Annotated in this window: 7 protein-coding genes; 6 read left to right on the top strand and 1 reads right to left on the bottom strand. The window is 64.9% G+C overall.

Going from position 1 to position 13,493, the window contains the following annotated elements:
- The first annotated feature begins 5 nt into the window (after nt 1-5).
- Nucleotides 6-1,214 (top strand): aspartate aminotransferase family protein, encoded by a 1,209-nt coding sequence (locus tag ACM62G_RS06600; protein ID WP_419736898.1) that lies wholly within the window; start codon nt 6-8, stop codon nt 1,212-1,214.
- Between the two features lie 276 nt (nt 1,215-1,490).
- Here ACM62G_RS06600 and ACM62G_RS06595 read toward each other — a convergent pair whose 3' ends face one another.
- On the bottom strand, nt 1,491-2,195 hold the full coding sequence (locus ACM62G_RS06595) for a hypothetical protein (RefSeq protein WP_273825518.1): 705 nt from the start codon (nt 2,193-2,195) through the stop codon (nt 1,491-1,493).
- Nucleotides 2,196-2,545: 350 nt separating this feature from the next.
- On the opposite strand from ACM62G_RS06595, the gene bcsQ reads away from it, so the two are divergent.
- From bcsQ to ACM62G_RS06570, 5 genes are all read left to right on the top strand, one after another.
- Entirely contained in the window at nt 2,546-3,730 is a 1,185-nt protein-coding gene (bcsQ, locus tag ACM62G_RS06590) for a cellulose biosynthesis protein BcsQ (protein WP_419736897.1), read from the top strand.
- Nucleotides 3,727-5,952 (top strand): UDP-forming cellulose synthase catalytic subunit, encoded by a 2,226-nt coding sequence (bcsA, locus tag ACM62G_RS06585; protein WP_273825522.1) that lies wholly within the window; start codon nt 3,727-3,729, stop codon nt 5,950-5,952. Before bcsQ ends, bcsA begins: the two co-directional genes overlap by 4 nt.
- The gene (gene bcsB, locus ACM62G_RS06580) at nt 5,949-8,285 is read left to right on the top strand and encodes a cellulose biosynthesis cyclic di-GMP-binding regulatory protein BcsB (RefSeq protein WP_419736896.1); all 2,337 of its coding nucleotides are present in this window, start codon (nt 5,949-5,951) and stop codon (nt 8,283-8,285) included. Before bcsA ends, bcsB begins: the two co-directional genes overlap by 4 nt.
- A 104-nt stretch (nt 8,286-8,389) precedes the next feature.
- Nucleotides 8,390-9,580, top strand: a complete 1,191-nt coding sequence (bcsZ, locus tag ACM62G_RS06575) for a cellulose synthase complex periplasmic endoglucanase BcsZ (RefSeq protein ID WP_054058146.1) — start codon at nt 8,390-8,392, stop codon at nt 9,578-9,580.
- Complete coding sequence (locus tag ACM62G_RS06570) at nt 9,562-13,479, top strand: cellulose synthase subunit BcsC-related outer membrane protein (protein ID WP_419736895.1); 3,918 nt, start codon at nt 9,562-9,564, stop codon at nt 13,477-13,479. The genes bcsZ and ACM62G_RS06570 overlap by 19 nt, the downstream gene beginning before the upstream one ends.
- The last annotated feature ends 14 nt before the right edge of the window (nt 13,480-13,493 follow it).

The following is a 13,493-nucleotide window of genomic DNA, read 5'->3' as shown; positions in this document are numbered from 1 at the left end:
CCGCCATGACCGCCGCTTGCCTGATGACCACCTATCAACCGCTCGACCTGGGGTTCGTCAAGGGGCTGGGTACGCGCCTGTGGGACCAGGGCGGCCGCGAGTACCTGGATGCTGTGGCAGGGGTGGCGGTGACCAACGTCGGTCACTCCCATCCGCGGCTGGTCAGTGCGATCAGCGAGCAGGCCGGCCTGCTGCTGCACACCTCGAACCTTTACACCATCGACTGGCAGCAGCGGCTGGCGCAGCGCCTGGCCGGGTTGTCGGGGATGGACCGGGTGTTCTTCAACAACTCCGGCGCCGAGGCCAATGAAACCGCGTTGAAGCTGGCCCGTCTGCATGCCTGGCACCGGGGCATCGAGCAGCCGCTGGTGGTGGTCATGGAGAACGCCTTCCACGGTCGCACCCTGGGCACCCTGTCGGCCAGTGATGGTCCGGCGGTGCGGCTGGGCTACCACGCCTTGCCGGGGGACTTCATCAAGGTACCGTTCGGTGACCTGCCACTGCTGCATAGCCTGGCCCGCAGCCATGGCCAGCGTATCTGCGCGGTGCTGATGGAACCGATCCAGGGCGAGGGTGGAGTGCAACTGCCGCCGCCGGGTTACCTGAAGGCCGTGCGCGACCTGTGCAAGCGGCGCTCCTGGTTGCTGATGCTCGACGAAATCCAGACCGGTGTCGGTCGTACCGGCCAGTGGTTCGCCTTCCAGCACGAAGGCATCGTCCCGGATGTGATGACCCTGGCCAAAGGCCTGGGCAATGGCATTCCCATCGGTGCCTGCCTGGCGCGGGGCAAGGCGGCGCAGTTGTTCACTCCGGGCAGCCATGGCAGCACCTTTGGCGGCAATCCGCTGGCCTGCCGGGTGGGCTGTACCGTGCTCGATATCATCGAGGAGCAGGGCCTGGTCGCCAATGCCCGGCAACAGGGCGAGCGGCTGCTGACGCGTTTGCAGGAAGAACTGGACCAACACCCGCAGGTGCTGGCGATCCGTGGGCGGGGCTTGATGATCGGTATCGAGCTCAAACAGCCGATCCGCGACCTGGCGCTGATCGCCGCCCGCGAGCAGGGCGTGCTGATCAACGTCACGCGGGGCAGGACTATCCGCCTGTTGCCGCCGTTGACGATCGATGCGGCGGAGGTGGAAATGATCGTCGCCGGTGTGCGGGGTGCGCTGGCGGCCGCCTGCGTCAATGCCGGGGGCGACGCGGTGGCGGTATAGCCAAAGGCTTACACGACGCACTGGCGATCACGTCTTTGCCCACCCCCGTCGTTGCCCTAATCTACACCCATCACTGCTGCATACGGATGTGCGCAGGATCAAGGAAGATCGACCTGGCCAGGATGGCTACCGACAGGATGTTGGGCAGGTCAAAAAAAGAACCCGCTTCGGCGGGTTTTTTTGTGCCTGGGCGAAAGTCCTGGCGGAACTGAAGTGCTGCCAGCCCAGGCGCAGCGGGCTTTGGGCTCCTGCCCCACGCTGGCGAGCGAGTCTTCCTTACTGCTGAACCACGCTGTACCCGGCAAACGCCGTCTGCTGCTGAATCGCGGTGACGATGTTCCTGCGGGTCGCCGGCTGTTCGTTGCCCTCGTTATCCACAAAGGTTTCGTTCAGCAGTTCGGCCAGGTCGCCATGGCCGGCGAAGGCGAAGCCGAGGAATTCGAACGCTTCACGGTCGGCGTTGGCCTTGGTGCGCGGGGTGCGCAACGGGAAATTGACGCTGGTGCCGTCCTTGCTGATGACGAACACTTCGGCTTCCTTCTTCGCCCGCGACGATTTGCCCTTGCCGGCGTTCGGGTTGGTGATCGCCTGGTGGGTCTGGTTCAGGACCTTCAGGGCCAGGCCATAGACCAGTTGCTGGAAGGCCGGGTCGTCCTTGTAGCTGGACAGGATCCGGGTGATCGGATATTTCGTGCCCAGGTCTTCCAGCGCGGCGAGGTCCGCGGCTTCGGCATCCTTGAGCTGCTTGAGCTGGCCCATGAGTTCGTAGGCTCTGTCGTCGTCGAAACGGTCGTGCGCCTGGCGGATCTGGGCGCGCAACTCGCGGATTTCCTCGCTTTCCTTGGACGTCTGGAAGGCGTCGAGCACCATTTCACTGATGGTCTTGGCCTGGGCCACATGCTGGGAAAGGTTGATCGCGTTTTCGTATTCGTGCTTGGCGGACAAGGAGGTTACGGCTTCATCGGTATGAGAGTCAGGCATCGAAATTTCGCTATTTCATTTAACAGGGGGTAAGGCTCAAAATGCCGCGGCATTTTTGGGCGCTTAATCTATTGGACCGGCGCGCCATTGTCACGGATCAACAGGCGAGCGGACGGCTCAACGGCAGGGTTTGCAGGTTGTTCGACATGTTTCAAAGTTGTTCGCCAAAATATTGGCTGACCACCTGATCGTACTGAATAAAATCAATTAGACAGCAAAATAATGACACCATCATATTGCTACTACCTGTAGGGGAAGCAGTCGGGAATAATGGACGCTGTACAACCAGGGTGGGTGCTTGTCCCTTTGGATGCTGGTTTTGAATTCTTATTGCGCAAAGGGACACCTGCATGCATCGTTCTGACGATATCGCGAATCTGTTCAAAAGATTCGGGGGCAGTGCGGAAAGCTATCTCGAAATCGAGCCGTCCTATGATTATGCCGAGGAGACGGCGAGCCAACTGATCGCGGCCCTGGACACATTGCAGCCGGTGGCCCCGGTAACCCCGATCAGGCCTTCGCTCCCCGTTCCCGACGAGACGCAAAGTGCCACCCCGGTTGCGGCCGATGACGTGCCGTCGGCGGACCCCGTTCCGGCTCCGGCCGTGCCGCCGGCCGCCGTTGCGGTACCGATTCCGGTTGCCGCCGCCGCCGCGGCAACCGCGACCTCCCTGAGCCGCCTGCTGGCGGAAATCGAGCAGCAGCGCCAGGCAAGTGCCACCCATGTCCCTGCCCAGGCCGGCGGGCAGCCGGTGCTGAAAGCCAAGGTCATTGCCGTGGTCTCGGCCAAGGGCGGCGTCGGCAAGAGTACCCTGGCCGCGGCCCTGGCGAGTGCGATCAAGCGTGCCGATGGCCGTACCCTGGCCCTTGACCTCGACCCGCAGAATGCCCTGTGCCTGCACCTGGGCGGCAACGACCAGTGGCCGGGCGTTGCCCAGGACTATCAGCAGCAGGACTGGCGGCGTGTGTTGCGTGACGGTTTCTCGGCCTGCCACTGCCTGGCCTACGGCCTGGTGAGTGAAGAGGAGCGGGTGAATTTCGAAAGCGGCCTGCGCGCCGATCCCACCTGGCTGGCCCGGCACCTGGCCGAACTGGGGTTGGGCGAACAGGACACCGTGATCATCGATACCCCCTCCGGGGCTACGACCTACCTGGCCCAGGCGCTGGCGATTGCCGATGTCGCCGTGGTGGTCACGCTCGCCGATGCCGCGTCCTATGCCAGCCTGGAGCAGATGGACCGCCTGCTGGCGCCCTACCGGCAACGGCAGATCCCGCTGCAGTGCAGGTATGTCATCAACCAGTTGGATACTTCGCGCCAGTTCAGCCTCGATGTGTGTGAAGTATTGAAAAGAAAAGCCGATAAACAGTTGTTGGGCGTGATCCGTCAGGACCACTGCCTCGGCGAAGCGTTGGCCTACGAGCGTAATCCGCTGGCGCACATCCCGACGACCCGAGGCTGTCAGGACATTCTCGACGTGGCCGGTTCGTTGTGTGAACTGCTCGTACAAGGTACGCAAGAGTCTCATCTGTCATGACCATCGATCCCAATTTCACGCCCCAGATCCCGGGGCGCTCAGAGTTGCGCCTCAATGCCTGGCTGGCCCGCGTCAAGCAGTGGCCGAGCGCCTTGCGTCGTACGCTGATCGGGGTCGGGGCGCTCAGCGCCTGCCTGTTGCTGGTGGGCATCATCAGTGCCCCACTGGACCTGTATACGCAGTGCCTGTTCGCGTCGCTGTGCTTCGGTTCGGCCCTGCTGATCAAGCGGGTGCCCGGTCGCTTTCCGGTCCTGGCACTGATCGTGCTGTCGCTGGTGGCCTCCCTGCGCTACCTGTACTGGCGCCTGACCGACACCCTGGGTTTCGAAGGCTGGCTGGACATTCTCTTCGGCTACGGCCTGGTCCTGGCCGAGTTCTATGCGCTGGTGGTGCTGATCTTCGGCTACGTGCAGACCGCCTGGCCGCTGCGTCGTCGCCCGGTGCTGCTGGCCGGCGATCCGAGCGACTGGCCGACGGTGGATGTGTTCATACCCACCTACAACGAAGCGCTGAACATCGTGAAGCTGAGCATCTTCGCCGCCCAGGCGATGGACTGGCCGAAGGACAAGCTGCGTGTCCACGTGCTCGACGATGGTCGTCGCGAGGAGTTCCGCCGGTTCTGCTCCAGCATCGGGGTCAACTACATCACCCGTGACAACAACTTCCACGCCAAGGCCGGCAACCTCAACGAAGCGCTCAAGGTGACCGACGGCGAATACATCGCCATGTTCGACGCCGACCATGTGCCGACCCGTTCCTTCCTGCAGATCGGCATGGGCTGGTTCCTCAAGGATTCGAAGCTGGCGATGCTGCAGACGCCGCATTTCTTCTTTTCCCCGGACCCGTTCGAGAAGAACCTCAACACCTTCCGCGCCGTGCCCAACGAGGGCGAGCTGTTCTATGGCCTGGTGCAGGACGGCAACGACCTGTGGAACGCCACCTTCTTCTGCGGTTCCTGCGCGATTCTGCGGCGCAAGCCGCTGGAGGAGATCGGCGGGGTGGCGGTCGAGACCGTCACCGAGGACGCCCACACCGCCCTCAAGCTCAACCGTGCCGGCTACAACACCGCCTACCTGGCGATTCCCCAGGCAGCGGGGCTGGCGACCGAAAGCCTGTCGCGCCACATCAGCCAGCGGATCCGCTGGGCACGCGGCATGGCGCAGATCTTCCGGGTCGACAACCCGCTGATGGGCAAGGGCCTGAACCTGGGCCAGCGCATCTGCTATGCCAACGCCATGCTGCACTTCTTCTACGGCCTGCCGCGGCTGGTGTTCCTCACCGCACCGTTGGCCTACCTGATTTTCGGCGCGCAGATCTTCCATGCCTCGGCATTGATGATCACCGCCTACGCCTTGCCGCACCTGTTCCATTCCAACCTGACCAACTCCTGCATCCAGGGGCGCTTCCGGCATTCGTTCTGGAACGAGGTGTACGAGACGGTACTGGCCTGGTACATCATGCCGCCTGTGCTGATGGCGCTGGTCAACCCCAGGTTCGGTGGCTTCAACGTCACCGACAAGGGCGGCATCATCGACAAGGAATATTTCGACTGGAAATTGGCACGGCCGTACATCGTGCTGCTGGCGCTGAACCTGATCGGGCTGCTGTGCGGCATCTGGCAGCTCATCTGGGGCGAGCCCGACACCGAGATCACCGTGCTGATCAACTGCGTCTGGACGCTCTACAACCTGATCATCACCAGCGCCGCGGTCGCGGTGGCCTCCGAAACCCGCCAGGTCCGTTCCGAACCGCGGGTCCGTGCCGAACTGCCGGTCAAGATCGGGCTGGCCGATGGCACCGAGGTCTACGGCATGACCCAGGACTTCTCCCAGCGCGGCCTCGGCCTCAAATTGCCGGAGGGCACCACGGTGGCCGCCGGTGAACGCATTCGCGTGTCGCTGTTCCGCAATTCGCAAACCAGCCAATTCGATACTACGGTGGTGTTCAGCAAGGGCCAGTACCTCGGGGCGCTGTTCGACCCGTTGACCCTGCGCCAGCAAAGCGAACTGGTGCGCATGACTTTCTCCCGCGCCGACACCTGGGCCGCCAGTTGGGGCAGCGGCAAGGTCGATACGCCACTGTCGGCCCTGCGCGAGGTCAGTGCCATCGGTGTGGTCGGCATGGGCGCCCTGATCAAGGCCACTGTGTTGCAGGTTCGTGACCGCCTGGCTGCAAGATCTGCCAATTCGAAATCGCTCGACCCTCTTATGGACAAGTCATGACCATGAAATCCTCGTATCGCAGCACCACCTGCTGCCCACGTCACCCATTCATGCGCCTGGCTTCGTCGGTGCTGTGCCTGGGTGCAATGATTCACATGGCTTACGCCGACGCGGCTGCGGCGGCCAACACGGCCGTGGCCAGCCCGGCGGCAGCCACGGCCGTCGCGCCCGCTGTCGCGGAGCAGCCACCAGCCGACAGCTACACCCGTGAACTGACCCTCAAGCAATTGGGGCGCCTGGACACCATGAACCTGCAGGGGGTCGAGGCCTCCGACGCGGTGAACTTCAACATCCGCGCCGATGAGGTGGTCAATGGCGCGCAACTGGTGCTCAGCTACAGCTATTCGCCGGCTCTGCTGGCCGACCTGTCGCAGATCAACGTGCTGGTCAACGACGAAGTCGCCGCCAGCCTGGCGCTGCCAAAGGAAGGTGCCGGCCAGCCCCAGCAGCAGGTGGTGAATATCCCGCCGCACCTGATCACCGAGTTCAACCGTCTGCGCCTGCAATTCATCGGGCACTACACCATGCAGTGCGAGGACCCCCAGCACAGCAGCCTGTGGGCCAAGATCAACGTCGGTTCCGAGCTCAAGCTCAGCGTTTCGCCGATCCCGCTCAAGGACGACCTGTCGATCCTGCCGTTGCCGTTCTTCGACCGTCGCGATGCGAGCCAGCTCAACCTGCCGTTCGTGTTTGCCCGGCAACCGGATAACGCCACCCTCGAAGCCGCGGGCGCGCTGTCGTCGTGGATGGGCGCACTGGCGTCCTACCGTGGGGCCAGCTTCACCAGCGTCCTGGGCCAGATTCCCCAGCAGGGCAACGCCATCGTCCTGGTCGAAAGCAAGGAAGCCGTGCAACTGGGCAGCCTGCAGATCCCGGAACTGAAAGGGGCGACCGTCACCCTGCAGGCCAACCCGAACGATCCGCGTGGCAAGCTGCTGATCGTTGCCGGTCGCGATGCCGCGGAACTCAAGCTGGCCGCCAATGCGGTGGCCATGGGCAGCAAGGCGCTGGTAGGCAGCAGCGTGGTGATCGATCACCTCGGTCCGCTGAGCCCACGCCAGCCCTACGACGCACCGAACTGGCTGCCGTCCGATCGCCCGGTACGCCTGGGTGAGCTGGTCGACATCAAGCAGCTCAGCGTGTCCGGTTACAACCCCGGCAATATCACCATTCCCGTACGCCTGCCGCCGGACCTGTTCAACTGGCGCGAGGCCGGTGTGCCGCTGGACCTGAAGTACCGCTACACCCCGCAACAGGAGTCGGCGAATTCCTCGTTGCTGGTGAGCCTGAACAACAACTTCATGAAGTCGATGCCATTGCCGTCGCTCAAGAGCCTCGACGGCGGCGACAACCTGCTGGCGATGCTCAAGAAGGATGAGAGCCTGCCGCGCGAAGCCCGCGTGCTGCTGCCGCTGGGCGTGGCGTCGCCGCGCTCGCAACTGCAACTGCGCTTCATGTTCGACTACATCAAGCAGGGCGAATGCCGCGACATCATCATCGACAACATGCGCGGCCTGATCGACCCGGATTCGAGCCTCGACCTGCGCGGTTTCAACCACTACATCGCCTTGCCGAACCTGGGCGTGTTCAACGACAGCGGCTTCCCGTTCACCCGCCTGGCGGATCTGTCGCAGAGCGCCGTGGTACTGCCGGACGGCAGTGGCCAGCAGGAGTGGGGCGCGTACCTGACGGTGCTCGGCCGGTTCGGCGAGTCCACCGGCTACCCGGCGACCGCGGTGACCGTGGTGCAGCCCAAGGATGTGCAGGCGGTCAGCGACAAGGACCTGCTGGTGTTCGCCTCGGGAGCCAACCAGCCGTTGCTGGAGCAGTGGGCCAGCCATCTGCCAGCCGGTTTCGAAGGCACGGGCCATCGTTTCAGCCTGTCCGACCTGACCCTGCGCGTGCGTGACTGGATCAGCCCCGACCCGCAGGCCAACCAGCGCAAGCCGCGGCTGCAGGTGACCTACAGCGGCGCCAACAGCAGCACCTACCTGGCCGGTTTCGAGTCGCCGCTCAAGTCCGGGCGCAGCGTGGTGGTGATCGCCAGCGGCAAACCCGAAGGCCTGGCCGATGCCACGGCCGCGCTGATCGGTGGTGACCAGTACAAGGACACCATTCAGGGCAGCCTGGCGGTGGTGCAGGACAAGCGCATCACCTCGCTGGTGGCCGATGAGCAGTACTACGTCGGCGACCTGAGCCTGTTCAAGCGGATGCAGTGGATGCTGTCGCAGAACCTGTTGTGGATGCTGCTGGTGACCGTCTGCGGGCTGGCGCTGGTGAGCTTCCTGCTGTTCGTGTTCCTGCGTTCCCGGGCACGGAAGCGTTTGTCATGAGTTTGGGCAAGGCGATGGATGTGGGTGTGATGCGCAGTAGGTTTTTCAGTGAAAGGGCGGTACAGGCTGCTGGCGCTATCGCCGCCAGGCCGGCTTCGACGGGCATGGGGCGTCTGTTGGGTCGTGGGCTGCTGTCCCTGGCGCTGCTGGCTCCGGTGGCGGTGCAGGCCGCCGAGAGCTGCAGCGTGCGGAACTGGCCGTTGTGGAAGAACTATGCCGAGCGTTTCGTGCAGAAAGACGGGCGCATGCTAGGCTCGAGCATGGACCCCAACCAGAGCAGTTCCGAGGGCCAGTCCTACGGTATGTTCTTCGCACTGATCGCCAATGATCCCGAAACTTTCGATGCCCTGTGGCGCTGGACCCGGGACAACATGGCCGGTGCCAACATCGCGCAGAATCTGCCCGGCTGGTTGTGGGGGCCGACGCCTGCCGGCACCTGGGGCATCATCGACAGGAACTCCGCCAGCGATGCCGACCTGTGGTTCGCCTACGCGCTGCTGGAGGCCGATCGGCTGTGGAAAAAGCCGGCCTACCGGGCCGATGCGCAGCGCATCCTGGACAATGTGCAAAAGACCCTGATCCGCGATATCCCCGGGCTCGGCAAGATGCTCCTGCCGGGGCCGGTGGGCTATGAACACCCCGATCAGCTGTGGCGCTTCAATGCCAGCTACACGCCGATTCCGCTGCTGCGCCGCTTCAGCAGGGAGCTGCCGTCGGGCCCCTGGAAGGAAGTGGCCGACAGCACCGCGAAGATGATCGCCGACAAGAACATGAACCGCTTCGGGTTTGTGCCGGACTGGGTCGGCTATCGCGGTACGGACGTCAACAAGGGCATGTTCGTGGTGGACAAGTTCACCAATGCGCTGGGCAGCTATGACGCGATCCGTACCTACCTGTGGGCCGGCCTGACTTCGCCGGCCGACCCGCTGGCCAAGCCGATTCTCGACAACCTCGACGGCATGGCCCAGTCCACCGCGTCCACCGGTGTGCCGCCGGAGAAGGTCCAGGTGCTGACCGGTGTCACCGAAGGCATCGGCCCCTACGGTTTCTCGGCGTCGCTGGTGCCGTACCTGCGGGCCAAGGGCCTGCCGCTGCTGGCGGACCAGCAACAGCGGCTGGTCGACCAGGCGATTGCGCATTTCACCAACCCGGCTGACCCGGCCTATCAGCAGCATCAGTATTATCATGTGATGTTGAGCCTGTTTTCTCTCGGTTGGAGCGAGAACCGCTATCAGTTCAACAAGGACGGCACTGTGAAAGTATCCTGGGAGGACGCATGCGCCAGCAAACCCTAGCCCTGGCGGTCTGTGCCGCCCTGGCTTCCGGCGGCGGCTTCGCCGCTGAAAGCGGCAGCCCGCAATCGTTGCTGATCCAGCAGGGCTACTACTGGCAGTCCAAGGAAAAACCCGATCGTGCGGCCGAGGCCTGGACCCGGCTGCTGAACCTGGACGCCGAACAGCCCGATGCGCTGTACGGCCTGGGCCTGATCGAGGTGCAACGCCAGCGTATCGCCAATGCGCAGAACTACCTGGCCCGCCTGCAGGCGATCAAGCCGCAGCCGCGCCTGGCGTTGCAGCTCGAGCAGGACATCGCCCTGAGCCCGCCGGAAAAAAAGCAGCTGCTGGAAAAGGCCCGCGAACTGAGCGATGCCGGTGAGCGCGACCAGGCCGTCGCGGTCTATCGGCAGCTGTTCGAGGGCCGCCAGCCGCAGGGCCTGATCGCCCGCGAGTACTACAACACCCTGGGGTTCTCCACCGGCGGCTGGCCCGAGGCCCGTGTCGGCCTGGAGCGCCTGCGCCGCGAGCGTCCGGACGACGCGATTCTCGACCTGTGGCTGGCGCTGCACCTGGCGCGCAACCCCGAGAGCCGGCCGGAAGGCATCCGTGCCCTGGCGCGGCTGTCGCACAACCCGGACATCGGCGGCAACGCCGACGAGACCTGGCGCTTCGCCCTGGTCTGGCTTGGGCCCCCGTCGCGGGACCAGGTGTCGCTGTTCGAGCAGTACCTGCAGGCGCACCCGGACGACAGCGAGATCCGCGCGCTGATGAACAAGGGCATCGCCCAAGGCCGCACGGGTTCCGGCTGGCAGCGCGACCCCCATGTCGCCCGTGGCCTCAAGGCGCTCGATGCCGGCGACCTGGCGACCGCCGAACAGGAATTGCAGGCTCGCCTCAAGGACAAGCCTGACGACTACGACGCCCTGGGGGGCATGGGCATCCTGCGCCAGCAGCAGAAGCGCCTCGGCGAGGCGGAAAACTACCTCGTGCAGGCGACCCGGACCGGCGCCGGCGCGCAGTGGAAAAGTGCCCTCGAGGACGTGCGTTACTGGATCCTCCTCGACCGCGCCAACGACGCCCAGCGCAGCGGCCGCCAGGCCCAGGCGCGGGAGCTGATCGAACAGGCCATCGCCCGGGATTCGGTCGAGCCCGCCGGGCCGACGGCACTGGCCGGCTGGTATGCCCAGGCTGGCGAGTTTGACGCCGCCGAGGCCGGCTATCGCCAGGTGCTGGCGAGAAATCCGAACTACCCCGATGCCCTCAGCGGGCTGATCGGCGTGTTGTCGCGGGCCGGCAAGTCCGACGAAGCGTTGCAACTGATCGACCGCCTGTCGCCGGCCGAGCAGGCCCGCCTGGCGTCGAGCGTGCGTATTCGTGCCTTGCGTGCCACCCAGGTGGCGAAGCTGGCCGAGCGCCGCGGCGACCTGAACGGCGCGCAGAGGGCCTACAAGGAAGCCCTGGCCGACGATCCGAAAAATCCCTGGATCCGCTTCGCCCTGGCGCGGGTCTACCTGCGCCAGGGGCAGGCCCAGGTCGCTCGCGACCTGATCGACGAACTGCTCAAGCAGCAACCCGACCAGCCGGACGCGCTCTACACCAGCACCCTGCTGTCGGCCGAGCTGGGCGAGTGGAGCAAGGCCCAGCGCACCCTGTCGCGGATTCCGGCGGCCAGGCGCAGCGCCGACATGAACGAGATGGACCTGGACATCCGCCTGCACGTGCAGACCGAGATGGCGGTGGACGTCGCCCGGCGTGGCCTGCGTCAGGAAGCCTGGGGCCTGCTGGGGCGGTGCGAGCCGCTGACCCGCGGCAAGCCCGAGCGCGTGGCGATACTGGCCAGCGCCTATGCCGAAGCCGGCAACCCGGACCAGGCCATCAGCCTGATGCGGGATCTGCTGGACAAGTCCGCCCCGAGCCCGGACCTGCAGTTGCTGTATGCGGGCGTGCTGCTCAAGGCCGACCAGGATGCCGAGGTCAGCGAGATCCTGCGCCAGTTGCAGGGCAAGCCGATGAGCGAGACCGCCAGCAAGCGCTACGAGGACCTGGTGTTTCTCTACCGGGTCAAGCAGGCCGACGAACTGCGCCAGAAGAACGACCTGGTCGCCGCCTACGACATGCTCTCGCCGGCCCTGCAGCAGCGTCCGAATGACAGCCTGGCGATTTCCTCGCTGGCACGCATGTATGCCGCCAGCGGCAATGTCGACAAGGCGCGCAATCTCTATGAACCGCTGATCAAGGCCGACCCCGGCAATGCCAAGCTGCAGCTGGGCCTGGCCGATATCGCCATGCAGGGCCGCGATTACTCGCTGGCCGAACGCTCGGTGGAGAAGGCCCTGGCGCTCGAACCCGGCGTGCCGCAGACCCTCACCGCCTCGGCGCGGATCTACCGCGAGATGGGCAAGACCGGCGAGGCCAGCCGCCTGCTGCGCAAGGCCATCGAGATCGAGAACGGCCAGCGGGTCGACACCTATGTCGCCGGCGTCGCCAGTGGCAGCGCCGCATCGTCCAACCCCTTCGTCGGCTTGGCCGGACAGCGGCGCCAGGGCACCTCGCTGGCCGAGGCTTCACTGATCCCGCCACCGGTGGACGGTTCGTCGAGTGGCCTGAGCGCCGGTGATCCGCAACTGATTCCGGAGCCGGTCACGCGCAAGGCCCAGGCCGTCCCGGCCGCTTCGGTCGGCGGCCGCAGTACCAATCCGTTCAGCGATCCGTACTCGCGCGACACCTACGCCCGTGATACGGCACCGAGCACCGGCCTGAGCCCGGCCCAGGTCGCGCTCAACGACATTCTCCAGGACCGCACGGGTTATGTGGTCCAGGGCCTCACCGTGCGCAGCAACAACAGCGAGAAGGGCCTGGGCAAGCTGACGGATGTCGAGGCGCCGTTCGAGGCCAGTTTCCCCGTCGGCTCGAACCTGGCGAGCATCGCGCTGCAGGTCACGCCGGTCTACCTGTACTCGGGTAGCCCCGGCGCCAACGGTTCGCCCCGCTTCGGCACCAGTGGCACCGCGCTCGTCGGCAGCCAGAAGGACAGCGGGGTCGGCCTGGCCGTGGCCTATCGCGACAAGGACAACGGGTTCAAGGCCGATATCGGCATGAGCCCGATCGGTTTCACCTACAGCACGCCGATCGGTGGTGCCAGCCTCAACCGGCCGTTCGCCGCCAACCCCAACTTCAGCTATGGCGTCAGCGCCTCGCGGCGTGTGGTCACCGACAGCGTGACCTCGTTCGCCGGCTCGCGCGACCCGCGTACCGGCGAGAAGTGGGGCGGCGTCACCGCCAACGGCGTGCGCGGTGAACTGGGCTACGACAACCAGAAGTTCGGGGCCTACGGCTACGGCTCGGCGCATCGGCTGATGGGCAACAATGTCGACGACAACAATCGCTTCGAGCTGGGCAGCGGTGTCTACTGGTACCTGCGCAACACGCCGGGCAGCATTCTCACCCTCGGCCTCAGCGGTTCGGCCCTGAGCTACTCCGAGAACCAGGATTTCTACACCTACGGTCATGGCGGCTACTTCAGCCCGCAGACCTTCTTCGCCCTGGGCGTGCCGGTCAGCTGGTCGCAGCGCACTGAGCGCTTCACCTACCGGATCAAGTCCTCGATCGGTGTCCAGCATATCGGCCAGGACAGCGCCGACGTCTTCCCCGGCCACAGCGAGTACCAGGCCAATGCCACGGCAGTCGGCCTGGGGCGCTATTCCGGCGAGAACAAGACCGGCATCGGCTACAGCCTGAACGCGGCCGGCGAATACAAGTTCGGTTCGAACTTCTTCCTCGGCGGTACGCTTGGCGTGGACAATGCCAGCGATTACCGCCAGGTCGCCGGTGGCGTGTATCTGCGTTACACCTTCGAGGACATGAACGGCCCCATGGATCTGCCGGTCAGTCCCTTCGGTTCCCCCTATTCGAATTGATTCAACGAGGAAAG

Origin of the sequence: Pseudomonas sp. COR18, from assembly GCF_048568395.1 — a bacterium.
Classification (GTDB): Bacteria; Pseudomonadota; Gammaproteobacteria; order Pseudomonadales; family Pseudomonadaceae; genus Aquipseudomonas; species Aquipseudomonas fuscovaginae_B.
The sequence above is the reverse complement of the archived record's forward strand: the minus strand, read 5'-3'. Positions and strand labels throughout refer to the sequence as shown.